At 32.7% G+C, this 25284-nt stretch carries 24 protein-coding genes; 6 read left to right on the top strand and 18 right to left on the bottom strand.

Annotated features, from left to right (window positions below; all coding sequences use genetic code 11):
* Window positions 1-424 precede the first annotated feature (424 nt).
* Genes QWY99_RS09105 through QWY99_RS09095 form a run of 3 tightly spaced genes read right to left on the bottom strand, consistent with a single transcriptional unit; the run spans window position 425 to window position 5207 of the window.
* Window positions 425-3571 (bottom strand): efflux RND transporter permease subunit, encoded by a 3147-nt coding sequence (locus QWY99_RS09105; protein WP_290263991.1) that lies wholly within the window; start codon window positions 3569-3571, stop codon window positions 425-427.
* A gap of 6 nt (window positions 3572-3577) precedes the next feature.
* Window positions 3578-4702, bottom strand: coding sequence for an efflux RND transporter periplasmic adaptor subunit (locus QWY99_RS09100; protein WP_290263989.1), 1125 nt, complete (start codon window positions 4700-4702; stop codon window positions 3578-3580).
* Between the two features lie 7 nt (window positions 4703-4709).
* Window positions 4710-5207, bottom strand: a complete 498-nt coding sequence (locus QWY99_RS09095; protein WP_290263987.1) for a DUF2480 family protein — start codon at window positions 5205-5207, stop codon at window positions 4710-4712.
* A gap of 433 nt (window positions 5208-5640) precedes the next feature.
* Between QWY99_RS09095 and QWY99_RS09090 the strand changes: the two genes are divergently transcribed.
* Window positions 5641-6252 carry a helix-turn-helix transcriptional regulator gene (locus QWY99_RS09090; protein WP_290263985.1) on the top strand — a complete coding sequence of 204 codons (612 nt, stop codon included), beginning with the start codon at window positions 5641-5643 and terminating at the stop codon, window positions 6250-6252.
* A 667-nt stretch (window positions 6253-6919) separates the two neighbouring features.
* Here the strand turns inward: QWY99_RS09090 and QWY99_RS09085 are convergent.
* Together QWY99_RS09085 and QWY99_RS09080 are read right to left on the bottom strand one after the other, a co-directional pair.
* The gene (locus QWY99_RS09085; RefSeq protein WP_290263982.1) at window positions 6920-8023 is read right to left on the bottom strand and encodes a lipase family protein; all 1104 of its coding nucleotides are present in this window, start codon (window positions 8021-8023) and stop codon (window positions 6920-6922) included.
* Window positions 8024-8259: 236 nt separating this feature from the next.
* Window positions 8260-8433: a hypothetical protein gene (locus QWY99_RS09080; protein WP_290263979.1), complete on the bottom strand. Its 174-nt coding sequence runs from the start codon at window positions 8431-8433 to the stop codon at window positions 8260-8262.
* Between the two features lie 77 nt (window positions 8434-8510).
* On the opposite strand from QWY99_RS09080, the gene QWY99_RS09075 reads away from it, so the two are divergent.
* A complete protein-coding gene (locus QWY99_RS09075) occupies window positions 8511-9023 on the top strand; it encodes a GNAT family N-acetyltransferase (RefSeq protein ID WP_290263977.1) in 513 nt (170 codons plus the stop codon).
* A gap of 15 nt (window positions 9024-9038) precedes the next feature.
* Here the strand turns inward: QWY99_RS09075 and QWY99_RS09070 are convergent, their stop codons facing one another.
* Entirely contained in the window at window positions 9039-9377 is a 339-nt protein-coding gene (locus QWY99_RS09070; protein WP_290263975.1) for a winged helix-turn-helix transcriptional regulator, read from the bottom strand.
* Window positions 9378-9540: 163 nt separating this feature from the next.
* On the opposite strand from QWY99_RS09070, the gene QWY99_RS09065 reads away from it, so the two are divergent.
* Window positions 9541-10344, top strand: coding sequence for a DNA alkylation repair protein (locus tag QWY99_RS09065; RefSeq protein ID WP_290263973.1), 804 nt, complete (start codon window positions 9541-9543; stop codon window positions 10342-10344).
* A gap of 102 nt (window positions 10345-10446) precedes the next feature.
* Entirely contained in the window at window positions 10447-10830 is a 384-nt protein-coding gene (locus QWY99_RS09060) for a hypothetical protein (RefSeq protein WP_290263971.1), read from the top strand.
* Between the two features lie 97 nt (window positions 10831-10927).
* Here QWY99_RS09060 and QWY99_RS09055 read toward each other — a convergent pair whose 3' ends face one another.
* From QWY99_RS09055 to QWY99_RS09035, 5 genes are all read right to left on the bottom strand, one after another.
* Window positions 10928-11683, bottom strand: a complete 756-nt coding sequence (locus tag QWY99_RS09055; protein ID WP_290263969.1) for a 4-hydroxy-tetrahydrodipicolinate reductase — start codon at window positions 11681-11683, stop codon at window positions 10928-10930.
* 221 nt (window positions 11684-11904) lie between these two features.
* Entirely contained in the window at window positions 11905-12957 is a 1053-nt protein-coding gene (locus QWY99_RS09050) for a UDP-glucose--hexose-1-phosphate uridylyltransferase (RefSeq protein WP_290263967.1), read from the bottom strand.
* Entirely contained in the window at window positions 12958-14130 is a 1173-nt protein-coding gene (gene galK / locus QWY99_RS09045) for a galactokinase (protein ID WP_290263963.1), read from the bottom strand. It lies immediately after the preceding gene.
* Window positions 14131-14690: 560 nt separating this feature from the next.
* Window positions 14691-15089: a DoxX family protein gene (locus QWY99_RS09040; protein ID WP_290263961.1), complete on the bottom strand. Its 399-nt coding sequence runs from the start codon at window positions 15087-15089 to the stop codon at window positions 14691-14693.
* Window positions 15090-15335: 246 nt separating this feature from the next.
* The gene (locus QWY99_RS09035; RefSeq protein WP_290263959.1) at window positions 15336-15788 is read right to left on the bottom strand and encodes an Hsp20/alpha crystallin family protein; all 453 of its coding nucleotides are present in this window, start codon (window positions 15786-15788) and stop codon (window positions 15336-15338) included.
* A 332-nt stretch (window positions 15789-16120) separates the two neighbouring features.
* Here QWY99_RS09035 and QWY99_RS09030 point away from each other — a divergent pair, with 332 nt between their 5' ends.
* Window positions 16121-16528, top strand: coding sequence for a hypothetical protein (locus QWY99_RS09030; RefSeq protein ID WP_290263957.1), 408 nt, complete (start codon window positions 16121-16123; stop codon window positions 16526-16528).
* 1 nt (window position 16529) lies between these two features.
* Entirely contained in the window at window positions 16530-17216 is a 687-nt protein-coding gene (locus tag QWY99_RS09025; RefSeq protein ID WP_290263955.1) for a VIT1/CCC1 transporter family protein, read from the top strand.
* Here QWY99_RS09025 and QWY99_RS09020 read toward each other — a convergent pair.
* The 7 genes from QWY99_RS09020 to QWY99_RS08990 all read right to left on the bottom strand — a co-directional run bounded on the left by QWY99_RS09020 (window position 17213) and on the right by QWY99_RS08990 (window position 25231).
* Window positions 17213-17971, bottom strand: coding sequence for a rhamnogalacturonan acetylesterase (locus QWY99_RS09020; RefSeq protein ID WP_290263952.1), 759 nt, complete (start codon window positions 17969-17971; stop codon window positions 17213-17215). The two genes, QWY99_RS09025 and QWY99_RS09020, sit on opposite strands and share 4 nt — an antisense overlap.
* Window positions 17972-18366: 395 nt before the next feature.
* Entirely contained in the window at window positions 18367-19722 is a 1356-nt protein-coding gene (locus QWY99_RS09015; protein ID WP_290263950.1) for a glycoside hydrolase family 28 protein, read from the bottom strand.
* Between the two features lie 316 nt (window positions 19723-20038).
* A complete protein-coding gene (locus QWY99_RS09010; RefSeq protein WP_290265370.1) occupies window positions 20039-20848 on the bottom strand; it encodes a pectinesterase family protein in 810 nt (269 codons plus the stop codon).
* Between the two features lie 56 nt (window positions 20849-20904).
* A complete protein-coding gene (gene pelA, locus QWY99_RS09005; protein WP_290263947.1) occupies window positions 20905-22023 on the bottom strand; it encodes a pectate lyase in 1119 nt (372 codons plus the stop codon).
* A gap of 2 nt (window positions 22024-22025) precedes the next feature.
* Window positions 22026-23249, bottom strand: a complete 1224-nt coding sequence (locus tag QWY99_RS09000) for a glycoside hydrolase family 88/105 protein (protein ID WP_290263945.1) — start codon at window positions 23247-23249, stop codon at window positions 22026-22028.
* 66 nt (window positions 23250-23315) lie between these two features.
* The gene (locus QWY99_RS08995; RefSeq protein WP_290263942.1) at window positions 23316-24284 is read right to left on the bottom strand and encodes a DUF4861 family protein; all 969 of its coding nucleotides are present in this window, start codon (window positions 24282-24284) and stop codon (window positions 23316-23318) included.
* Window positions 24285-24295: 11 nt separating this feature from the next.
* A complete protein-coding gene (locus tag QWY99_RS08990; protein WP_290263940.1) occupies window positions 24296-25231 on the bottom strand; it encodes an alpha/beta hydrolase in 936 nt (311 codons plus the stop codon).
* Between the last annotated feature and the right edge of the window lie 53 nt (window positions 25232-25284).

Below are 25284 nucleotides of genomic sequence, written 5' to 3'. Positions count from 1 at the left end.
CTCAGACTACTTAGATTTTTAGACTTTCTTAGACTTCTTAGATTCTTCAATCTCTGTTCCTCAAAACCTCAGTGCCTTTACTACTTTGAGCCTTTGTAGCTTTGATCCTTTGAGCCTCCGTCAGTGTGACTATTTCTCGCAAAGACGCAGAATCGCAAAGCTTTCCTCCTTTGGACCTTTGAACCTTTGCTTCTTTGAACCTTTACACCTAAATACTTACCATTGATTCTGGAGCTACTTGATGAGTTCCTTCCTTCGTCAGGAAGACAAGTTTGGGTTGTTTTTTCAGTATAAGTCGCAGTTACCAGTTTTCAGTCGCAGTCTTGAATCTTGTATCTTGTATCTTGCTTCTCCAGTATCAGTTCCTCAAAACCTTTGAGCCTTTGCTACTTTGAACCTTTGTTCCTAAAAAAGGCCTTTGCCACTAAATTCCTCTTGGTTCGTGCGCAGGCTCTTTTATTCCTCCAATTTTTTCTTGCATTGACTGAAAAATGATAAATAGAATCGGAATTACAAAAACACCGAAAATGGTACCAATCAGCATTCCACCAACGGCAGCAGTACCAATTGATCTATTACTTAATGCTCCAGCTCCTGTAGCAATCATTAACGGAATTAATCCAAAAATAAAAGCAAATGATGTCATTAAAATAGGTCTCAATCTGGCTCTTGCTCCAAATATAGCCGACTGAACAAGGCTTCTTCCGCTTAAGCGATGTAGTAAGGCAAACTCTACAATAAGAATTGCGTTTTTCGCCAAAAGACCAATCAGCATAATCAAACTTATCTGAAGGAAAATATTATTATCGACTCCAAAAAGATTGGCAAATATAAACGCGCCAGCAAGTCCTATTGGTAATGATAACAATACCGAAAAGGGTAAAATATAACTCTTATACTGTGCGCTTAACAAGAAGTAAATAAAGATTAGACAAAGTCCAAAGATTAATGTCGTTTGGCTTCCGCTAGAAAGTTCTTCTTTGGTTAATCCAGAAAACTGATATGTGTATCCTCTATCTAATGTTTGTGCACCTACTTCTTCAATTGCTTTTATGGCATCCCCCGAACTATATCCTGCATTTGGCGCACCTGTAACTGTAGTAGAAGTAAATAGATTAAATCGATTTAAGAATTCAGGGCCGTATTCTTTTTTCAATGTTACAAATTCCGAGATTGGCGCCATTGAACCTTTATCTGTTCTAACAAAGATTTTATTCATATCGCTCTCTTTTGCTCTATAATCAGGATGCGATTGCAACATCACGCGATACTGTTTTCCAAACCTGTTAATATCCGAAGCGTAGATTCCTCCAAAATACCCTTGAAGCGTATTAAGCACAGTATTTATACTCACTCCTGCATCTTTACACTTAGCAACATTCACATTAACTTCCATTTCTGGGAAACCAATATTAAACGGACTTGTAGCGTACATTATCTCTGGTCGCTGATTGATTGCCGCCATAAACTTTCCGATGTTTTTATCAAAATTTTGATAGCTACCTCCCGTTTTATCTTGCAATTGCACTTCAAATCCGTTACTATTTCCAAATCCTTGTAAAGTTGGAGCTGCAAAGAAAATAATACTTGCTCCTTTTATATGGGCTGTTTTCGCAAACAACTGACTCACAATTGAATTAACATCCTGAGTTTTTCCTTTTCTTTCATTCCATGGTTTTAGTCTAATAAACAACGCTCCATAAGAACCTCCATTTCCGTGAATTAAATCCATTCCTGAAAGTGTAGAAGAGAGTTCTATTTCGGGAATACTTCTGGCAATACTATCAATTTCTTTTGTAATTTCTTCGGTACGTTCTAGTGTAGAAGAGGGAGGTAAAACCACATTTCCAAAAATAGCACCCCCATCATCATTAGGTACAAAACCTGTTGGTGTGTTTTTCATAAGTACATAAAACACAATTCCGAAAATTGCAATCGCTACTAATGAAATCCATTTTCTACGAATTAAAAAACGAATAGCTCCAATGTATTTATCGGTAACAGCTTCAAAGGCAACATTAAAACTAGCATAGAATTTAGGTAAAAACCCTTTGGGATGATTTGCTTTTTCAGGATCGTGTGGTTTCAATAAAATAGCACAAAGCGCTGGACTTAAAGTCAATGCATTCACTGCCGAAATTAAAATGGCTACCGCCAATGTTAATCCAAATTGCTTATAGAATACTCCTGCCGATCCTGTGATAAATGTTACTGGAATAAATACAGCCGACATAATTAAGGTAATCGATATAATTGCTCCACTAATCTCACTCATAGCATGAATAGTAGCTTTCTTTGCCGATTTTGCTCCTTGATCTAATTTAGCATGAACTGCCTCAACAACTACAATCGCATCATCGACGACAATACCAATAGCTAACACCAAAGCAAAAAGTGTCAATAAGTTAATGGTAAAACCAAATAACTTTAGGAAAAAGAACGTTCCGATAATCGAAACAGGCACTGCTATTGCTGGAATTAATGTAGATCTGAAATCTTGTAAAAAGATAAAAACTACAATAAAGACCAAAATGAAAGCTTCGATAATAGTATAAATTACTTTCTCGATTGAAGCATCCAAAAAGTCATTAGCATTTAGGAACGTATGATATTCTAATCCTGGAGGAAAATCCTTAGACGCTTTTTTTAGTATATCCTCACAAGCAATAATAAGTTCTCTAGCATTTGAACCCGAAATTTGACTTATTGCTCCCCCCGAAGAAACATTTCCCTGTGTAATTAGAGAAGTGCTATAATCCAAAGCTCCAAATTCAATCTCTGCAACATCTTTTAGACGCAACAAACTCCCCTGTTTGTCACTTCGTAAAACAATATTTTCAAAGGCTGCTGGACTTTCTAATCTTCCTGTAAATTTTAAAGCATATTGAACCGACTCTCTACTATTTTCTCCTATTTTCCCCGGAGCAGCTTCGATATTCTGTTCTTTTAAAGCGGTAATAATATCATCGGGAACCAAACCTTGACTTGCCATTGCATCTGGTTTTAACCAAATACGCATCGAGTATTCCTGACTGGTATAAATTTCTGTTCCCCCTACGCCTTCAACACGTTTCATCTCGGGCATGATGTTTATTCTCAAATAATTATCTAGAAATTTTTCATCATATTTTCCATCTTTACTGTATAACAAAAAGCTAAATGCGGTACTACTTAATTGCTTGCTTGTTGTAATCCCTGACTTTATAACCTCATTAGGTAACAAACTGGTAGCTTTAGTAACTCTGTTCTGAACATTTACAGCTGCCATATCAGGATTTGTACCTTGTTTGAAGAATATTGTTATCGTTGCACTTCCATTACTACTCGCAGTAGAAGTCATATAAGACATATTCTCAACTCCATTGATTTGTTCTTCTAAAGGAACAATCACGCTTTTCATGACTACGTCGGCACTTGCTCCTTGATACGATGCTGTTACAACAACTGTAGGTGGTGCTATTTCAGGATATTGAGATATAGGCAATGAAGCCAATCCTAGCAATCCCAAAATCACTATTATTATCGATATTACTGTAGATAATACCGGATTTTCTATAAATTTTCTAAACATGATTTTTTATTTTTTAGCTAAAGCAACTATCGGCGCAATTTTCTCTCCATCTCTCAAATTCCCAATTCCATCAATAACAATACTAGCTCCCGATTTTACACCTTCGGTTACTACATACTCTTTTTCGGTTGCTGTATTTCTTATTTTTATTTCGGTGTTACGTACTACATTTTGAGGATCTACGGCAAAAACAAAAAAGCGTCCTTGTAATTCAAATACTGCTTTTTTAGGAACGAGTATTGCATCTTCAAACTGAGTTGGAATGATAATCGTTGCACTTGCCCCACTCCAAAGTTTGGCATCTGGATTTGGAAAAACTGCTTTAAAATTTGCTGCTCCTGTACTTGCATTTAATACACCGCTCAACGTTTGTATTTTCCCTTTTAGTGGATATATTCCTCCATCGGCAGTCTGCAAAGAAACCTCTGGCATGTTCTTAAATTTTTCCTTTAATTTATTACCTGAGTACTGACTCAAGAATGAATTTAATTGTTGCTGACTCAGTGAAAAATAAGCATATATCTGTTTCGTATTGGCAACAGTCGTTAAAGGATCTGGAGCCGAACTACTAACCAAACTACCTATTTTAAAAGGCAAACTACCAACAATACCGTTTATAGGACTTACAATTTGGGTAAAGGCAAGTTTTGATTTAGCAGATGATAAATCGGCATTGGCTTGGCTCAGTTCCGCTCTTTTAACTCTTTCTATATTTTTAGCAGAAGTTAATTCATAGCTATTTATAATTTTCTTTTCTGCTAAAGCTGCCGTTCTTTTTGTTTGAATAACTGCTGTTTCTAGACTAGCTTCTGCCGCCAAAACTGCGGCTCTTTTGTTGTTTACTTCTTGTAAATAACTATTGGCGTCTATTTTAAATAAAGGTTGTCCTTTGGCTACGACCGAACCTTCTTCGACATAAACTTGCTCTATATATCCATCAATTTTAGAACGTATTTCGACTGTTTGTTCCCCTTCTAAAGTGGTTGGGTATTCAACAGAAACATTGCCATTTTGAGGTTGTAATCTTAGTATTGGATACTCTTTTGGACTTTCTGCTTGTTCTGTTTTTTTAGTATCACATGAAACTATTGAAAGTGCTCCTATAAACAGGATTGCTATTGTTTTTTTCATTGTAGGTTTATTTTCTTTTGTAAATCATTAAAGGAGAACCTGCTTCTCCCCACATCAAAGTTTGTACATATTTAATTAATTGACTGGTAGCCAATACAAGGATTTCTTCTGGTATAGATGAAGTTGCTTTTAAGACAACCTTTTGACCGATAAAGCCTGTAAATTCTATCTTTCTGATTCTTTCCATCCATAAAACACTTTCATGATTTCCTGTAGTCGAATAAGCAATAATTGATGCATAAGGAGCCAGTAACGAACTAATTAATACGTAGCCCCAAAGTGGTACTATCGCATCATTTGAACAACAGATAACGACATCTTTGTCATTAAATTGACTCCAATCTATCTTTGCCATTTCTGAGCGAAATGTCTTTTCTTGTAATAGAAAATCTTCAATAAGAAATGGTACGATGTCAAATACTAAAAAATCATTTCCATCGGGTTTGTAAATCCTTAAATCAAGAGTTTGTATTCCTGAGGCATCTATTTTATTTATTATTTCCATATTTCTGATTATTAAAAAATTGAGTTATTATTGAATTTAAATTTTAGATTTTACTAATTTTTAGACATAGGTATCCCCTGCCCAATTTGAATACTATTCAAACTTGTTGAGCACACTGAAAAAACACTCTAATCTTTAACTAAAGTCTTTTGAGGTTTTAAAATCTATAGTGGAGGATATATACTATTTGCAAATTTTCATTAGCACATTCCAGTACGGAACGATATATATGGGTAGATTAATCCTATCATAGGAACTATTGGGAAGCTCTTGTAATTCTAATAACATAATCTATAATTTTACGTTTATTAATTCTGTAACTTACAATATTGATTGACTTTAGGGGAATAATTTCTTCTAATCAGCTTTGATAAGTTATGCAAAATTAATAATTTTGCATAATAAAACAACTAAATACTTGTTTTATTAATCTATGACAACAAATAAGATATTAATGCTGCTCAAAATGCGAGGTCCGCTTACGGCTCTTGAGATTGCGCATGAACTTAAGATAACCAAAGAAGGCGTTAGACAACAGCTACTTAAGCTTGTTGAAGAGGATCTTATTAACCCACAAGAAGAATCTAAAGGTGTGGGTAGGCCTCAAAAAACATTTAGCCTAACTAGCAATGGAAATTCTAAATTTCCAGATACACATGCTGAATTGACTCTAAAACTAATAAACATAATTAATGCCATGGGCGAAAATGCCTTGCAAACGGTTATAAATGTTTATGAGGAAACTGGAAAGAAAAAGTATCATGAAGAAATTGATACTATTACTAATCTAGAACAAAAAATTCAGAAGTTGGTCGAGATAAGAACCCGAGAAGGCTATATGGCAGAATACTCAAAAAATGATGAAGGTTACCTTTTAGTCGAAAATCATTGTCCGATTTGCGCTGCTGCAACTATATGCCAAGGTTTTTGCTCGTCAGAATTAAATACTTTTAAATCTGTATTAGGGAAAGACATTGTAATTAATCGTGTTAGCCACATCATCGGAGGCGACAGAAGATGTGCTTATCAGATTACTTGTAATTAGGTTTTCAGTCGCAGTGTTTAGTCCCAGTTTACAGTGTTCAGTCTCAGTGTTCAGTCTCAGTCGAAAGGCAGTCACAGTTTTCAGTCTCAGTTCCAGTCTCAGTTTACAGTTTAGCCTTGCGAAAATCTTTGCGGACTTTGCGGTCATTTTTCCAGTCTCAGCTACAGTCTCAGTTTACAGTTTAGCCTTGCGAACCTTGCGAACCTTGCGAAAATCTTTGCGGGCTTTGCGGTCATTTTTCCAGTCTCAGCTACAGTCTCAGTTTACAGTTTAGCCTTGCGAACCTTGCGAAAATCTTTGCGGACTTTGCGGTCATTTTTCTAGTCGCAGTATTCAGTCTCAGTTGAAAGGCAATCACAGTTTTCAGTCTCAGTATTTGCTTTATTAGAACCTTAGTGCCTCTGCAACTCAACTTTGAACCTTTGAAACTTTGAAACTTTGAACCTTCCTCACGATTGTGGAGCATCTCGATGAGGCCCTTCCTTCGTCAGGGAGACAAGATTGGGGTTAGTCTCAGTATTCAGTTTACAACTTAGCGAACCTTGCGAAAATCTTTGCGGACTTTGCGGTCATTTTTCTTGTCTCAGTATTCAGTCTCAGTATTCGCTTTATTAGAACCTTAGTTCCTTTGTAACTATGAAGCTTTGAACCTTTGCAACTCTGTACATTACTCCAATTGATTTAAAAGATATAAATAAGGTGGAAAAGAATGGTGCATCATTATGTCTTTTGTGTTATTTGGGAATTTTTCAGAATAAGTAGCATCATTTGGATTTGGATATAGAACTATCGTATTTCCAGTTCTCACATAATTATTACTATTATATAACGGTGGTGCTACAAATTCAGGCAAGAATTTATTGACTCTTTTAGCCATTTCTTTTCCTAGTAATTTATGATATGTTTTAACAGTTTTACGAGATGGATCTGTTAGTTTACCATAAACCATATTTAAAAACATTCTCTTAAAAAAAGTCTGATTTTTAATTGTTTCTTCTACCATTGCAATTGGACTTACTATTGGTAAATCTTCTGGTGTTTCGACTGAGAAAGGGGTTTGAGGTACCCAATCAGCAGCGCTCACTACATTAACAGCCCAACCATTTTGCGTTTTACGTTCATAATCATATGCAAAGTATAAGTTTCCTGGTTTTGGTGCTGCACTACAATAGGTTTTAAAACGAATATCGGCTGGTAATTGTCCTTTGCTTTGTAAGTTATAAAAATGAGCCGTAAGTAAATAGCTTATTCCTCCACCTTGACTATGTCCCATTATTATGAAATTCTTAATCCCTGACTTATAACAAGAATCAATCTTAGGAAGCATTTCTTTAGATATAAAAGCGGTACTTAACAAATAGCCTGTATGAACTGCAGCGTCTTTGTTAGTCGATAATTCGTACTCAAATGTCTCTGAATTTGAAATTTTCATTTCTCCCTTTGCAGGAGTCATCGCGGCATAAAGATTAGCAAGCCAACTTTCTCCTTTTTCGGTAGTTCCTCTTGTACACAAAACAGCCGTGTTGCCGTCTTTTAGCCATAATTCCCAAAGATTGTCTAATCCTATTGGCTTACTTCTATATATTAATTTTGAGTGTTCTGGCTGAGGAATCTCTTTTGCTTTTTCAGGTGATTCGGTTGATTGAGTAGCCAAATATATTAATTCTCTATATTCAGCTTTATCAAACCCTGGCTTTAAATCTTGCGAAAAACCATTCAAAAAAGGAAACTGTAAGAAGCATATAACGAGTGAAAATTTTAAAAATTTCATGGTGGAAATATTAATTGATTATTAATAGAATTATAAAATTTAAATACTGTAATTAAGCACTTTATCTATATTTATATAGATTTTTACTTTACAACAAAATAGCGATAACTATTAAGTATTTAATTTGTAAACTTATCTTACAATAAATATAATCAATTATTTAAGTACTACGACATAATTCTTAATTACATAATCACATTAAATAAACGAAATAGTACATGGAGCCATGGTACTAACTAATTCAAAAAATCATATAATCGGTAGGAGAATAAAAGTACTCCTATCACAACAAAAAACCACCAATGTTTTTTTATAGAGGCATAATTTTCTTTGTCTGAATTTCTTATTGCTAATCCCATGACAACACTTACTAAAGGCAAAATAAACCTCACTATTTGTTCTATTTCCATTTTTTATCTAACTAATTTCTTAATTGCGAATATATGTATTTTTATTTTTTTACTTTTGGTAAATACACATCAATACTATGTCAAATCTATACCAAAGCCAAAGAATAATTATTCGTGAATTTTTAATTGATGAGCAACAAACTTTTTTAAACTTATTTAAAGACAATGAAGTTACTCAGTATTTACCCGAAACTACTCCGGAAAGATATGTTGAAATGTTTTCTGAATTACTTGAATATTACAAAATAAGCAAGTTGAGCCGATGGGCTATATTTGATGCTACAAACGATAATTTTATAGGGATGTGCGTTGCTCGTATTTTTGTAGAAAACACCAATCAAATAGAAGTTGGATATGTACTTAGCAAGGCATATTGGGGAAAAGGTATTGCAACAGAGGTATGCAAAGCGCTTACTCAATATTCATTTGCAAATACTGAAACAAACGAAGTCATTGCCTTAACTGATCTTGACAATAATGGCTCACAAAATGTATTACAAAAAGCAGGATTTAAGCGATTAAGCAACTTAACAATAAAGGAAGAAGAATTAGCCTATTTTGTAACAAACAGGACTGAATTTAAAGCCTAATGCTGTGCTAGGACATTAATCTTCCTCAGCAGGAATCATCAATTTGCCCCAATCATTGAGCATCCATAAAATTGCAACAAGTTTTTCGCCTAATTCAGTTAGTGAATACTCTACTCTTGGGGGTAATTCATTAAATGACTCTTTGGTCAAAATACCATCTTGTTCCATTTCTTTCAGTTGTTGATTCAAAACTCTTCTGTCGACTTTTGCAATTCCACGTAAAAATTCGCTTGGACGTTTTTTACCTTCATTGATTTGCCAAACAATAGGAACTTTCCATTTTCCACTAATAGAATTAACAGCAACTTCTAATGGACAAATTTTATTTTCTGAGCTTCTTTCCTTTGTTTTCATAATAGTGACTTTTTTATCCCTATGTGCTAAAATTATGCGCTATTGTAGCTCTAGATAATATTTTGAATCTTTACAAAAATAATAAAATAATGGATATCAATTTTAGTAAATCCAATGTTAATGCTCGCTAATCTACATTCCATTGTAGAATTTATAAATTATTATGACAGAAATAAAACGCAAAGGTTCACGCTCAACTAAAGACATAACTGTCGATATTTTAGAAAAATTAAATAAAGGAGAAATTGAAACTGCCAATTTAGTAGAATGGTTAGCTATTGATCAAAAACTATTACTTAAAAACGTTCTTCAACAAACCAATCGTTCTAAGTATTTTGAACCAATTATTACAAATATTGAAGCGTTAAAAAAGCAAACTGTCAATGCTATAAATGAATCTATTGGAACTAGTCTTTTTAGATTGGCTAAAATGGAAAATGATAACGAACTATTTTCTATACTTTCCACTCATAAATCTGATTTAGTTAGATGCTGGGCAACCTATATAATCGGAAAAAATGAGGAACTATCAATTACTGAAAAGTTAGCCCAAATTCAACCTTTTTCTGCTGATAAACATTTTGGTGTTAGAGAAATCTGCTGGCTTGCTGTAAGACCTTCTATTGCTAAAAACTTAACCGAAAGCTTGGCTATTTTATCGCAATGGACAAAACATTCTGATGAAAACATCAGACGCTTTGCGAGTGAATCCACAAGACCAAGAGGAGTTTGGTGTGAACATCTCGAAGTATTAAAACAAAATCCTGAATTAGGCTTAGTTATCTTAGAAAACCTAAAATCAGATAGTACAAAATATGTACAAGATAGTGTTGGGAACTGGCTAAATGATGCGAGCAAGACTAATCCTGAATTTGTAATTGAAATTTGTAAAAAATGGAAAGAAATTAGTCCCACAAAAGAAACAACTTACATCATTAAAAAGGCGCTCCGAACTATCGAAAAGTAATTATTTGCCAGCGTTTTTTTATTCAATAGAATGTCTAAAATTAAATTAACAACAAATAAAAAAATACATACATTAGCTTTAAAACCAACTAATGTATAAACAATGCAAGACGTTATCAAAAAACTAAGGTTTAAGGACATCGGAACTGTACTTAATGCTCCAAAAGAAATTAGGGATTCTTTTATTGTACTCGGCTTGAAAACTGCTTTTGGAAAAAATACGAAAAGTACAAATACATTAATTTTCATCAATAACAACGAGGAGTTTTTAAATTTCCTCAAGCATGATTTAGAAAATATTGAATCTGATAGTGTTTTATGGTTTGCGTATCCAAAAGGGACTTCAAAAATTAAAACTGACATAAACCGAGATACAATTCGTGTAACAGCTGCAGAATTTGGATTAAAAACTGTGACTGCAATTTCTATAAATGAAACTTGGAGTGCATTACGTTTAAGACCAATTGATAAGGTGGGAACAAAATAATCTTAGATAGAAGTACTGGTTACTGTGAAGTTTGTTTAATTCCATAGAAATATCAATTTGAATCAATATTTCTATGGAACTATTTTATAGAAGTAAATTAATTATCTACTTGAAAATATGGAGCTAAAAGATCTTCAAAATTATACAATCCGATTTCTTTATTTTCTAAATTTTCAGCTACAAAAACAACACCTGTTCCAAATGCTTCTCTTGAAATTGATTCATGAATAAGCCGTACAGTTTGATATGGAAACCCAAATATTACTTCATGCTTCCCTACGATACCTCCTGCCCTAACTGAATTTATATTATCTTTTTCAACATCTAGCGCTTCTGCGATTTTAATAGCTGTACCAGATGTTCCTTGTTTTAATTTAAAGTGTTCTTCATTTACTTCAATATCCACCCAAGGAGCAATTTTCTTTAAAAACTTAGCAGCGAATAATAAAAAGTTTACCCCCAACGTAATATTTGGAGACCAAAATACGGTTGTTTTAATGGCCAATTTTTTTAGAAGGTTTAACTCTTTTTCTGTGTAATGTGATATAGCAGATATAATTTTAATTCCTCTTTGTGCTGCAATTTCGCCATAAGTATGAATACCTAAACTCGAAGAAAAGTCAATTATAATATCTACGGGATGTTTGTCTAATAGCTCCTCCATAGTAGTTTTTGAGCTTGAATATATTAATCCTGGTTCGTCTGATGGAACTCCAAAAAATTCTGGAACAGATCGGTGCTCAAGTACTGTACTTTGTCTTAAAACCCATTCTAAACAAAAAGCCTTGTTTTCTAGTAATACTGAAGCGACTGATTTTCCTGTTTTTCCAAATCCTATTAATCCTATTTTCATATCTTTTTATTTAAATGACGCTCAACTTATTTAGCACATAATTTTAAGTTTTATTGCTAAACAAATTGATAATTAATACTATTTAAGTAAAAATAGGGTAAAAAAACAAAAAAAGGAAGCATAAACTTCCTTTTTCTTAATTTGTGAACTTATATATGTTTCATTTATCTAATGGGTAAAGACAAATAAAAACAAATGCTAAATCGCTTATAATTTTAAATCTAAGATTCCATTTTATAATGAATGTTCGATTGTTCTCTTAAATGGGCAGCGCTTTTTTCAGGAGTTAAGTCTCTTTGTGCTTCTCCTAGCATTTCGTAACCAACCATGAATTTCTTAACCGAAGCTGATCGTAATAATGGTGGATAAAAATGCATGTGAAAATGCCATTCTGGGTGTTCGGCCCCATCTGTAGGAGCTTGATGAATTCCTGATGAATATGGGAAAGAGGTACCGAAAAGATTATCGTATTTAACAGTTAACTGTTTTAATATAGTTGCAAACGCAACAGATTCTTCTTCCGTAAAATCAGTTATTCTTGCAAAAGTTCTCTTACTTATAATCATAGTTTCATAAGGCCATACAGCCCAAAAAGGAACTAAGGCTACAAAATGATCATTTTCAATAACAATACGAGTTTCTTTTTTTAATTCGGCTTTAAGGTAATCTGCTAAAAGCGTATTGTCATATTTATCAAAATAATTTTTGAGGCTATTTTGTGTTTTTTCTACTTGAGTTGGCAATGATTCTTGTGCCCAAATTTGTCCATGCGGATGAGGATTACTACATCCCATAGCACTTCCTTTATTTTCGAAAATTTGAACATAATTGATGTATTTAATTGCACCTAAATCAGCATATTCTTTTTGCCAAGTTTTAACAATATTTTCGATGTCTTTAATTTCCATTTCTGGCAATGTAAGATCATGTCTTGGTGAGAAACAAACCACACGTGAAATTCCTCTTTCAGGTTTCGCTAGGAAAAAAGTATATTTGATATCTTCTTCATATATGATTTCATCTTGCTTCATTGCAGCAAAATCATTATCGAAAACAAAACTACCTTCGTATTTAGGATTTTTTATTCCGTTAGCTCTCACATTATCTGGACACAAATAGCAAGTTGTGTCGTGTTTTGGTAAAGGTTCTGCGACAACTAGTTCATTTTGTCCTTGCCAAGGACGTTTTTCTCTATGAGGGGAAACAAGTACCCATTCATTTAATAATGGATTATACCTTCTGTGGGGGTCTTCATTAATGTTAAAGTTTCTCATTTATTTATCTAAGTTGTAAAGTGTTGTTCCGTTTCCTATTTTTACGTCGTAAAATTTTAATTCAATCCCAAATATATCTAAATAAAGGGACGAAAACTTGTTTTTAACCTGATTTTCTTGTCCTTTTTTAATTAAATTGATAGTGCACCCTCCAAAACCACCGCCCATTAATCTTGATCCTATTATCGCATCATCCTCTTTTGCAGTTGCAACCAGCATATCTAATTCATCGCAACTCACCTCATAATCAACAGATAAGCCTTGATGAGTATCAAATAATAGCTGTCCTAAAAGTTCAATATTTCCATTATCAAGAGCATCGCAAGCTTGCGCAACACGATTAATTTCTTTTATGACATAATGCACTCTTTTGAAAACAATTTCATCCATTTTGTCTCGAATACTCAATAATTGAACTTCACTGCAATCCCTAAAACTCTTTATTTCGGGAAAGCTATTTTTAATTATCGACAATCCTTTTTCACATTCTTCTCGACGTGTATTGTATTCAGATGTAAAAAGTGAATGTTTCACATTACTGTCAAATAACACCAAGGCATAATCATTGAAATTTGCTTCGTGGTATTCAAATTCTAATGTTTTACAATCTAATTTGATTACTTTATTTTCAAGACCATGGACACTTGAAAATTGATCCATAATACCACAATTAATTCCAACCCAATGTTCTGCTTTTTGCCCTAATAATGCAATATCAATCTTGTTTATAGTAAGCTTTAAAAGTTCTTTTATACCAAAAATCATCCCGCACTCTAATGCTGCCGAAGATGATAATCCTGAACCAACTGGAATATTGCTACTAAAAACACAATTAAATCCTTCTATAGAAAAACCATTATCCTGAAGCTGTTTTACAACTCCCAAAATATAATTTGTCCATACAATATCACTCAATGCAATTTCTTTTGTTAAATCTAATTCAAATTCATCATTTAGATCTATTGCATATATTTTTGATTTCTGGGAATTACTTTTTTCAAAAGCAAAACAAATAATTTTATCAATAGCCGCAGGTAAAACATATCCATCATTATAATCAATATGCTCACCAATTAAATTAATTCTTCCTGGTGAAAGAACTATTTTTTGTGGTTCATTACCAAATTTTTCTTTAAAAAAAAGTGTTGTATTTTGAATTAAAATCTCATTCATTATTATTTACTGATTAGTATAGTTTACTGGTTAATTGTTACAGATTTATAATTTTAAATACTAAGAAGTTTCTGTTTTTATCAAAAAACAGCGTTACAACTACTTAAATTTTATATAAAAACAAAAATATATACTTAAAGCAAACAATCCTATTAGTGCCTACTGGTTTAGATAATTTAAAAAAAACAAATACCAAAGTAATAACTATTCTGTTCAAATTGAACTCATTTCTGTATCATAAACTTGACCTAAAACAAACAAAATCAGAAAGTAATATATTTTATTCTGAAAATATCTCAAACCACATAAGTAGTTCATTTTCATTGGATTAATCTTTGCTGGTATAGCGCTAATTCTTTCTCTTTACAATCCTAATTTATATTTGGAAAAGTTATTGAACAAGGAACTCATGATGAACTTGTCATAATAAAGCATTAAATTATGCTATGTGGAGCCAACAAATAGGAGAACGTAAAGACAACTTGCCACCTACTAAGAACACAAGCAAAAAAAGCAAGACGTAATTTCAATCTTGCTTTTTTTTATATCAAACGAAGGTATTAGGACAATCTCTCTTTACATTCATCAAAACTATAGGGTCCAGCACCAAAATAAGAAATCATTAATGCAGCACCAATAATTGATATGTTTCTCATAAAAGTCATAAAAACATATTGATGCCGAACTGGATCTTCGACATTCCAAAAATCATGCATAATTAATGTTACGGGTAAAAGAATAAAAATTATTACCCATGCTCCCCATTTAGCCATGAATCCAGTTAAAATACTTAATCCACCTAACAATTCAAAAACACCAACCAAAGGCACTAAAATATAAGAAGATGGTATTCCTTTTGCCGTCGCTTCATAAATATAATAATCTGAAAAATTTGCGATTGACGAATACATGAAAATTATACTAAACAGGATTCTGCCGATTAAAGGGATATAATTCATAGTAAAAAAGTATTAATTAAATTGATCTTTTTTTATTCTATAATAAAAAACTCTAAAATATAGGAATCCTTAAATTTAGTGAATTAAATTAAAAGAACGCAATCTATTTACGATCAAATAATTACAACATACCTAATTAAATAAATATAAACTCTTATGTATTGAAAAAATAAGGGCTGCCTCATATTGAGACAACCCTTATCAAAAAAACTAAATGTAATTAAATATAAGTAACCGAATTTAGAATTAACTAATTTCAATTACTCGCGGCTCTTTATTTTCCTTTGCTTCTTCCTTTTTAGGAATAACAAGATGTAAAAGACCGTTATCGTAATTTGCTTTTATATTTTCTTCATCAACAACGTTGTTTGGTAATTTGAAACTACGTTGGAATGATTGATAACTAAATTCTCTACGAGTAAAGTTATCTTCAACAGTTTCTTTTTCATCTTTTTTACTTGATGAAATTGTCAATAAACTATCATTTAAAGTAACCTTAAAATCATTTTTATCCATTCCTGGAGCGGCAAGTTCTACCTCAAATTTATCATCAGATTCTTTAATATTTACTGATGGTAGTGTTGTACTTGTAGCCGAAAAATTATTGTTTTCCCAGTTAAAAAGTTCACGTCCAAAAATATCATCTAATAATGATGGGAATGCTTGTGAATTATTTTCGTTTTTTCTGATACTTAACATGATGATTTAGTTTTAATAGTTATACAATTAGTTTAATAATCATTAAAATTTCATTCAACATCTTGTATATAACAAAATAAATACCAAATCGTAAAAGAGTTGTTTTTATCCCAAATAAATGAATTATTGTCATAAAAACAATTAATATTAAATAACAATAAATGTCAAAATGACAGTTTTGCTGATTTTTACATAAATCAAAAATACTGTAACCCCCTTTAAATCAAGCAAAATTGACAACACTCAAAATTTAGAACCAATCTAACCATCTAACCGAAGACTTTACCGTTATTTAATATTAATTTTATTCTTTAAAATATAAAAAAAATACCATGAGTGCTATTGAAAATGAAGTCTTATTAAGGAAAGGACTCGCTGCAATAGATAGTAAAATCAATAAGCTTAATGATGAAAAAATCAAGCTTTTTTTTGATTCAATAGGTCTAAATAAACGCAAAGATATTCCAAAAGAATACTTGCAATGGGAAACCATTCTTATTGTTGTACCTAACCGCCAAATATCACATGAACTAAAATCACACAAATATTCTATATCCAGAATTACCTTTGTTACAAATATTTACGCAAAAGAAATACATATTTTTGATTTTAATGATTGGAAAAAAGCTTTTGGAAACAAGACACATTTACAAGTAAAAAATGCTTTAAAAGATAGTTTTGGTGGTGTTCAAAAAATCCAAGAAGAATACATCAAAACGCTTCCTAAAATAACTGAATAGTATGGAAAAGGAACAGCATTATATAAACAGAAGTGGCTGGGTTCGTGCAGCTGTCCTTGGTGCTAATGATGGGATTTTATCGACTACTAGTCTCGCTATTGGTATTGCTGCCGCAAGCGCTACTCGTGAACCTATTATTTTAGCAACTCTAGCTGGTTTGGTGGCTGGTGCTTTATCTATGGCTGCTGGCGAATATGTTTCTGTAAGCTCCCAATCTGATATTGAAACTGCTGACCTAGAAAGAGAACGTATTGCGTTAGAAACTGTGCCTGAATTAGAGTTAATTGAGTTAGCTGAAATCTACGAAAATAGAGGACTAACTCCCGAGCTTGCCAAAGAAGTTGCCGTGCAATTAACTGCTCATAACGCTTTAGAATCTCATGCTAGAGATGAATTGGGTATTAACGAAATTACTCAGGCAAAACCATTACAAGCCGCTTTTGCTTCTGCAGCATCATTTATTTCTGGTGGAATTCTTCCTCTCCTTGTTTCAATTTTTGCTCCTCTTAAAGATATTGTACTATTTCAATATGCTTTTGCCATTATTTTCCTCGCTCTTTCTGGTGCGTTAGCTGCTAAAGCTGGTGGTTCTAGCACTATAAAAGCTGTTATAAGAATTTCTGTTTGGGGAACTTTTGCAATGGGTATATCTGCTCTGGTTGGGTATATTTTTGGAGTAAATATTTAATCTTCTGCTTTATTTTTTAGCTCGTTTTTAAGTTTTTTAAGCAACCTATTATCAGAAAGTCTAATTTGTTTAACAGCTAATTTTGCTACTTCTGTTGCTCCTAATAATGAAAGATGCGTATCGTCATTTTTACCATCCGGATAAAAGGCAATCTCCCCTACTTTATAATGCAAATGAAGCTTTTTAGATTGCTCTGGTCCATAAGACTGCTCTAATAATTCGGTATGATATTCTAAGTCGATAAATGGAACCTTTAATTCCTGAGCAACTAATCTTGCTTCCAACGGATAATCTCCGTGTGTCTCAATTAAAACTCCTTGTTCGTTAAAATTTCTTCTAGCAATTGATGAAAACAAAATCGGAATTGCTCCTTTTTCTCTACTTTGAGTCACAAAACGAATCAAATTATGGCGATATGCTGTATGCGGGTTTGTATAGCGCAAAGAGTCTGCAATTTTTGCATCATTATGTCCAAATTGGATAAATACATAATCTCCTTTTTTAAGTAGTTTATATATCGTATCCCAGCGTTTTTCTGCTATAAAACTTTTTGTACTTCTCCCATTAACCGCTCTGTTATCAACTACTATATTTTGATTAAAAAAAGGTTGCAATACTTGACACCAACCATGCTCTGGATTTCGTTCCGAATCTTTTTTATTCGCCATTGTAGAATCACCAATGCAATATAATGTCGCTTTTTGTGCTGTCACACTAAGGCTTATTAAGAATACGATTAATAGATAATATTTCATTTTAGATTTATTAGATTATTAGACTACTTAGACTTCTTAGTTTGCAGTCGCAGTTTTGAGACTCAGTTTTCAGTGTTCAGTCTGAGTCTTGCTTCTTGCTTCTCTAGTCTTATTTTCTTAGTGCCTCAGTGCCTTTTTAAACCTTTCTCCCGATTGTGGAGCTTCTTGATGAGGCCCTTCCTTCGTCAGGGAGACAAGATTGGGGTTAGTCTTAGTTTGCGGTTACAGTTTACAGTCACAGTTTACAGTCACAGTTTACAGTCTTAGTTTGCGGTCACAGTCTCAGTGTTCACAACCTTAGAACCTTAGCAACTCTGTACCTTTTTTCAAAACCTTTGAGCCTTTGTCTCTTTGAACCTCAGTACCTCAGTACCTCAGTACCTTTAAAAAAAATCCTAATTCTTAGAAACTGCCGTGGGCACTGTTGCTTTTTCTCCGATATAAATTTCGCTCATTGTGACATTTTCTGCATTGCTATTTGAAATTGCATTCTTTGCCGATTTGATTTCGATGTTATTCAATGAAATATTCCGAACTTTTTTCTCTGGAAATCCCTGAATAGCAATTCCAGTTCCGGTTGCTTTATTGCAGGTGATATTTGAGAATAAAACATTTGATATTTCTGATGGGTAACCGCTACCTTCTCCATGATAATTGGCTGTGATGTAAAAACAATCCTCAACTTCATCTAACTGAATATTTTTAACAAAAACATCTTTTATATATCCACCACGGTCGGCATTTGTTTTTAAATAAATGCCTCTTTTTAAGTAACCAACCGTTTTGCAATTCTCAACATAAATATTTTTAATTCCTGCCGACATTTCGCTTCCTAAAACTACTCCGTGGAGGCCTTTAAAACTACAATTTCTAATTACAATATTTTCACTTGGCGTGGTACTGTTAGCTCTTCCTTCATGGTCTCTACCTGCTTTAATAGCTATATTATCATCACCGTTATTAAATGTAACTCGTTCAATTAAAACATCTTTTGCATACTCAGGATCTATTCCGTCATTGTTATGATTTAAAGATTTATACGTTATATCTCTAACTGTAATACTTTCGGATTTCAATAAATGTAAACACCAAAATGGAGAATTTTCAATTCTTATCTTCTCAACTAAAATATTTTTGCAATTAAAAAACTGTATCATTTGTGGTCTTAAAAAATATCCATCTCCAAATTTTCGATCTTTTAATGGTACATTATTATGATTCATTTCACGGCTTCGTTTCTTTCCTGCTCCTTCTTTTACTTTGAAACTTTTCCATGTTTTCCCTCCTTCTCCGTCGATTGTTCCTTCGCCTGTTATTGCAATATCTGTACAATTGTAAGCATACACAAGCGGACTGTAATTATATAACATTGTTCCCTCCCAGCTTGTCAATACCATTGGTAAATAATGGTTTGGATTATCGCTGAATTTTATTTTAGCATCTTTCTCTATCAATAGTTTTACATTACTAACAAAGTGAATTGGTCCATTGAGTTTGTAAACGCCTTTGGGAACTATAATTGTACCTCCTTTATTCTTTTTACATAGTGCCATTGCTTTATCAAAAGCGGGTTTACTATCGCTCACAGAATCTCCTTTGGCTCCAAGAGTGACTACATTAATTTGGTAAGTTGGAATAACTGGTAGCTTAATTCTGTTAACAATTGAATCGACTTTAGCTGTTGGATAATCGACTGCTTGCGCAAAACAATTCAGTGAGATTAATAGAAGGAATAATATCTTGTATTTCATTTTTTTTTTAGATTGCTTAGATTGCTTAGATTTTTAGACATTCTTAGATTTTTTAGTTTGCGGTCGCAGTTTTCAGTCGCAGTGTTCAGTTTTCAGTCTCAGTTTTCAGTCTCAGTTTTCAGTCTCAGTTTGCGGACTCGGTTTACGGTCTTGAATCTAGCATCTTGTTTCTCTAGTCTTAGTTTTTTTTCTTAAAACCTCAATACCTCTGAACCTTTGAGCCTTAACAACTTAGAACCTTAGCACCTCAGTACCTCAGTACCTTTTTTAAAACCTTTGTTGCTCTGAACCTCTGCAACTTTGAACCTCTCTAAATCTAAAAACCAAGTATATTCTTGAATGTATATTTTTTAGCTTCTTTTTTACTTAGTTGATGTGACCATGTGACTCTTTTCTCGGGTTTAAATCCTTCTCCACTACAATTGTATTCGGCATAAAAAGCTTTTTTTTCTGCTTCGGGTTTCGACCAGTTTTCCCAACCTTGGGGTAGAATATGATTTCCCATTTTGCACTCTATAAATACAGTTTTAGCATAAATACGCCATGGTCTCCCTAGATATACTTGTGTTGCATTTTTATCTGCTGTAAGGGTACAGTTTTTAAAAACAAATCCAAATTCTTTTCCTTCTGGTGTTGATGCAGCTGTTATATAAGAATTCTTTAAACTATGAATTTGGCAATTCTCGAATAGAACTGTTGCTTTTCCAAAAATAAAATCAGTTGTACCTTCTATATAGCAATCTTTAAAATATTGTCTTGAGTTGTTTCCAGAAGCATATAATGTATCTTGATTTCCTAATATATTACAGTTAAAAATATAGGCTCTGTCTCCCATAATCGATAAAGCTACAGCTTGACCGATATCACCTGAGGCATTTTGAATCGTTAAATTAGTAGCCGAAAAATCATTTGCTTCTACTAACATTGTATAGGTGTAAAAAGTACTGTTTCTACCTAAATTGATTTTATCAAAATAATCATCATAGGTAATAATTGTCTTTTCTTTATTCTCTCCAACTAGAGCAATACGATCATTAAATTCTGGGATTCTAACTTTCTCATGATAAATTCCGTTTTTAATATATATTGTTACTGTTTCATAAGGAAATGCTTTTGCTGCATTTATTGCATCCTGAATTAGCTTAAAATCTCCTGATCCATCTTGGGCTACAGTGAAACTATTTATATTTTCAGCTTTTTTTTTTCGCTTTTTTCAAAAGCGTATTTTTTTTCCCAACTCGGATATTTTTTTAAAACCTCTTTTGGTTCATCGGAGTACCAAGAGTAACCGTTTTTACGTTCTGCTCCTATTTCGTCTAGAGTTTTCTTTTTAACGCCATCTCTGTCACAAAAAAAAGGTTCATTACTGTCTAATTCCATGAATCTTGCCCAAATTGGTGCCGCATTTTGAGTAACAATCATTTTCTTATCAATGATCTTTCCTGCATCGTTAAGAATACGCTTTTCTTCAAGATTCGTGATTTTAGTTTTTTCAAACCATGCATAGGCACTTTTTACTGCTGTAATTACTTCTGGTGATGGATTATCGATTGTCATCAATAACAATGTAATTTTAGCAGATTCTTTTCCGCTTAAAGAAGGCAATTCATAAGCTCTTGCTTTGGCTGGTGCCAAAGTATTTTCGTCATGCTGTGCGCACCAAGCTGTTAAAACCCCATTTTGTTTGTACTGTGTTTTTATGATGCAAGTTATTCCTTTATCAAATGCAACTTTAGCTTTAGTAACATACTCTTTGGGAATAGGAATACCGTAATAATCTGAAGTTTCTGCGATTTGTTTCAGTATCGTTAAGATGTGAAACATCGAATCATCATTGTAAGTAATATGGGTATAATATCCTTTTTTAAGAGGGTAAAATTGTGGCCAACCACCGTTGTCATATTGTGCTTCTAACAAATAATCAAGTCCAGAAAGAAAGGCTTTGTTATACCTTTCGTCTGGCTTTTGTTTATACATTTTTGCAAGGAAAAGCATTTCTTGATAAGTAGCTCCATTGTCGGTTGTGATATCGTGCAGATCACTTTTTAGTGCAATTAAACTTTGTTTTTCTGTATCTGAAAGCGGTTTTTGCATTTCGATATTCTTTGGCCATCCACCAATATTACGTTGGTATAACAACACATTTTCGGCTATAATTTGAGCTTCGGGAGTGGCAAACCAAGAAGCATCGCTCTTGCGAATAATATCACTCCAACTTTTATAATTACTCTGAGCATGCAACATTAAACTACTACCAGCGAGTAGAATAAGATTTAATATTATGGATTTTATGAATTTCATTTTTATCTATTTAATTCTAATGCCGCCAAGATAAACGGACCTGTAGCTTTAGGATCATTGTCTTTTTTTCTTTCGTTTATATAATATTCGTATGAACCGTCGCGATATGGTTTACCACCTAATCCTGCAACTGCACAAGCTTGAGTTATCGTAATTTCTCCGTCAGGATTTACTTTAATCAATTGTTTAGTTAATCCATCAAAAGCTTTATTAGCGATGTCTTTATATTTTTTTGGCAAATATCCTTTATTCGCTCCTTTTGCAAAAGCATATGCAAACATAGATGATCCTGATGACTCTAAATAATTTCCTTTTTTATCGCCCATATCAGTAACTTGATACCAAAGTCCTGTTTTTTTATCTTGGAACTTCACCAATGCTTCAGACAGTTGATTCAAATAAGCAACTAATTCTTTTTGCTTTGGGTGGTCTTTAGGAAAATAATCCAAGACATCTACCAAAGCCATTGCGTACCAACCTAATGAACGAGACCAAAAATTTGGAGAGGTTCCTGTTTCTGGATTTGCCCAGGGCATTTTTTTACTTTCATCCCAAGCATGAAAAAGTAATCCTGTTTTTTTATCAAAATCATTCTTCTGAATTAATTCAAATTGTTTTGCAATATCATCCAATTCTGCCCCATTTTCAAATTGAGTTGTGTATTGTGCATAAAATGGTTCTCCCATATATAATCCATCCAACCACATTTGATCTGGATATATTTTTTTGTGCCAAAATCCCCCGCTTGCGGTTCTTGGTTGTTCTTTGATTTGTTTTCTTAATAACTCTAGTGCTTTTAGGTATTTTTGATCTTTTGTTTTATCATATAAATTAAACAACAAGCGACCTGCCGTAACCATATCGATGTTATAAGTTTCAAATTTATAGCTTTTAATGCTACCATCTTCTTGAACCAAAGCATCAACGTATTTTTTTATGTAATCGTAATATTTAACATCGCCTGTTTTTTTATATAATTCTTCAAAAGATGTTAAAACTAAGCCATGCACATAATCCCATTTTGGTTCTTTTACATCGTCTATCATATAAGATTCGGGATGGCGTTTCATGATTGACAAAGCCATTTTTTCTGACCATTTTAGATCTTTAGAAATCACAACTGCAGTTTTTGTTGGCTCTTGTGATATCGTTTTACAACTCATTAATGTCATAACACAAACCAATACTATTGATCCTAAATAATTTCGTTTTATTGTATTTTCCATTTTAAAATATACTTTATGTTTTTATTTATGCAACTCTTTATTAGAGCTGTTCAGAACCATCAATCATTACATTTTTCCTTTTTTATTCAATACTTCTAGTTTTTCGTCTAGATATTTTACAAATTCTTCTTTTGTTTTAATACCGTCTTTTTCTTGTTCCCAAGCGCCTAAGAAATAGAAAGAAGTTGTTTTTGTAGTAGGTTTAAAAACCAATAAATAATCTAAATCTGTATCGGCTATATTATCAATTGTACTTGTTTCATAAAAAATTGCCATCCCTAATTTGTCTGGTACTAATGATTGTGTACCATAAGTTGCAAGATAAGCCCACTTTTTATTTTTGCTTTCTTTTTTAAGCAATTCAGTATTTTTTTGCTTGACAATTCCAGTACAAATTCCTTTAATTTCTTTTGAAGGCTTTATCGTATGTTCTGTATATAATTGATCTGGTTTAATTGTTAATAGAGAGGTGAAATCAATTTTGTCTGAAGCAGTTTTCCATCCAAAATAGTTCACTTTTACATTTGATTGATTTAGCTTATTCTCTACATAAGCTATAGTTGAATCAACTTCATAAAAATGTAGTTTTTTGCCATCTAAATAACGGTCTATCGAACCAATTCCAATTCCTTTTCCTGCTTTTAAAATATCTGATCCCCAATCACTCATTTCATGATAAGAATCAAAATTGTCTTGACCTACTTTTGGCAAAATCATTTCTGATGTTTTCTTACCAAAAATATCAATGGCGTTTCTCCAATCTAAATATAAACGGTATCCAATTCTATTACTTTCCCATCCTGGTCCTTCATAGCGTATATCAAATGAATGATCAGTATGCTCTGGAGCTAATTTTAGTTTATCTACATTTTTAAAAACAGTTCCTCCAATATACTTACGCCCTTCCCATTTTCCATCTGTTTTCACTGATATTTCGGCATACGTTTTGGCTGTTTTAATGTCATATTTATTTTGTGCCTTACAACTCGTAAATCCTAAAATTAATGCTGCTGATACTGTAATTATTGTTTTCATTTTATTCTAATTTATTTAAATATTGTAGCTAAAAATTGTGTTATGTATTTTGTTGTTTCTTCAAACCAAGGATTAAAGAACCAAAAGGAATGGGGCGAATTTTGAATTGTTTTTACCTCATTGTATGTTTTATTTTTATTTAAAATGGCAATCATATCATCTCTCCCTGCATGAAATCGATCCAAACTACTATTGATAAATAGTATTGGAGGTGTGTTTTTATTGGTATGTGTTAGAGCCGAAGCATTTTCCCAATTTATAGGATTCAATTCATAAGTACCATTTAACCAAAAACCGGCCATTTCTCCTTCTTCAGATTCAGGATGTTTAAAAGCTAAAATTCCATCTATATTGATAATCGCATTTACATTAGCGGTTGATTTACTTTTATTTAAAGTATCTTCTAAAGTCAAATCTCCATTTGTTGTACCAATCAAGGCTGCCATTTGACCTCCTGAAGAGCATCCTAAAATAACAATTTTGTTTGGATCAACGTGAAATCTTTTCGCATTATCTTTTATAAATTTAATCGCATTTTTTACATCAAAAATTGCCTGAGGATATTTGGCTTCAAGCGATAATCTGTATTCTATTGCAAAACTAGAATAACCTTTTGAAGCAATTTCTTGCCCTAGAGCATGCATCTGATTTTTATTTCCTGATCTCCATCCTCCACCATGAATCATGATAACAGATGGATTTATTTTTTGTTTTTTATTGATAAATGCATCTAAATGTAATATTCTGTTTTTCTCTTGATTATAGATAATATTATAGACTTCTTTGACATCTTTATCCTTTTGCGGGACTGCAATTGTAATAGTTGGGTAACGGTTAATCAACTTTGCATAAGTACTTTTTATAGTATATGATGTATCTATGTTATATTGACTTTGTACATCAATAACTTTAGTGAAAACCAATAAAAAAAGAAAAATCCTTTTCATCTATAAAATAATATTTAGTTAAGAGAGGAGTTTGACTCGTAAACAAACTCCTC

The organism is Flavobacterium branchiarum, assembly GCF_030409845.1.
Lineage (GTDB): Bacteria > Bacteroidota > Bacteroidia > Flavobacteriales > Flavobacteriaceae > Flavobacterium > Flavobacterium branchiarum.
The sequence above is the reverse complement of the archived record's forward strand: the minus strand, read 5'-3'. Positions and strand labels throughout refer to the sequence as shown.

Excerpts from the sequence above, each read along its gene's own strand:
- QWY99_RS09070 (WP_290263975.1), bottom strand. The coding sequence starts at position 9,377 with ATGAAAACAAAGGAAAGAAGCTCAGAAAATAAAATTTGTCCATTAGAA.
- QWY99_RS09100 (WP_290263989.1), bottom strand. The coding sequence starts at position 4,702 with ATGAAAAAAACAATAGCAATCCTGTTTATAGGAGCACTTTCAATAGTT.
- QWY99_RS09000 (WP_290263945.1), bottom strand. The coding sequence starts at position 23,249 with ATGGAAAATACAATAAAACGAAATTATTTAGGATCAATAGTATTGGTT.
- QWY99_RS09060 (WP_290263971.1), top strand. The coding sequence starts at position 10,447 with ATGCAAGACGTTATCAAAAAACTAAGGTTTAAGGACATCGGAACTGTA.
- QWY99_RS09105 (WP_290263991.1), bottom strand. The coding sequence starts at position 3,571 with ATGTTTAGAAAATTTATAGAAAATCCGGTATTATCTACAGTAATATCG.
- QWY99_RS09040 (WP_290263961.1), bottom strand. The coding sequence starts at position 15,089 with ATGAATTATATCCCTTTAATCGGCAGAATCCTGTTTAGTATAATTTTC.
- QWY99_RS09035 (WP_290263959.1), bottom strand. The coding sequence starts at position 15,788 with ATGTTAAGTATCAGAAAAAACGAAAATAATTCACAAGCATTCCCATCA.
- galK (WP_290263963.1), bottom strand. The coding sequence starts at position 14,130 with ATGAATGAGATTTTAATTCAAAATACAACACTTTTTTTTAAAGAAAAA.
- QWY99_RS09065 (WP_290263973.1), top strand. The coding sequence starts at position 9,541 with ATGACAGAAATAAAACGCAAAGGTTCACGCTCAACTAAAGACATAACT.
- QWY99_RS09095 (WP_290263987.1), bottom strand. The coding sequence starts at position 5,207 with ATGGAAATAATAAATAAAATAGATGCCTCAGGAATACAAACTCTTGAT.
- QWY99_RS09025 (WP_290263955.1), top strand. The coding sequence starts at position 16,530 with ATGGAAAAGGAACAGCATTATATAAACAGAAGTGGCTGGGTTCGTGCA.
- QWY99_RS09075 (WP_290263977.1), top strand. The coding sequence starts at position 8,511 with ATGTCAAATCTATACCAAAGCCAAAGAATAATTATTCGTGAATTTTTA.
- pelA (WP_290263947.1), bottom strand. The coding sequence starts at position 22,023 with ATGAAATTCATAAAATCCATAATATTAAATCTTATTCTACTCGCTGGT.
- QWY99_RS09030 (WP_290263957.1), top strand. The coding sequence starts at position 16,121 with ATGAGTGCTATTGAAAATGAAGTCTTATTAAGGAAAGGACTCGCTGCA.
- QWY99_RS08995 (WP_290263942.1), bottom strand. The coding sequence starts at position 24,284 with ATGAAAACAATAATTACAGTATCAGCAGCATTAATTTTAGGATTTACG.
- QWY99_RS09050 (WP_290263967.1), bottom strand. The coding sequence starts at position 12,957 with ATGAGAAACTTTAACATTAATGAAGACCCCCACAGAAGGTATAATCCA.
- QWY99_RS08990 (WP_290263940.1), bottom strand. The coding sequence starts at position 25,231 with ATGAAAAGGATTTTTCTTTTTTTATTGGTTTTCACTAAAGTTATTGAT.
- QWY99_RS09020 (WP_290263952.1), bottom strand. The coding sequence starts at position 17,971 with ATGAAATATTATCTATTAATCGTATTCTTAATAAGCCTTAGTGTGACA.
- QWY99_RS09090 (WP_290263985.1), top strand. The coding sequence starts at position 5,641 with ATGACAACAAATAAGATATTAATGCTGCTCAAAATGCGAGGTCCGCTT.
- QWY99_RS09015 (WP_290263950.1), bottom strand. The coding sequence starts at position 19,722 with ATGAAATACAAGATATTATTCCTTCTATTAATCTCACTGAATTGTTTT.
- QWY99_RS09055 (WP_290263969.1), bottom strand. The coding sequence starts at position 11,683 with ATGAAAATAGGATTAATAGGATTTGGAAAAACAGGAAAATCAGTCGCT.
- QWY99_RS09080 (WP_290263979.1), bottom strand. The coding sequence starts at position 8,433 with ATGGAAATAGAACAAATAGTGAGGTTTATTTTGCCTTTAGTAAGTGTT.
- QWY99_RS09085 (WP_290263982.1), bottom strand. The coding sequence starts at position 8,023 with ATGAAATTTTTAAAATTTTCACTCGTTATATGCTTCTTACAGTTTCCT.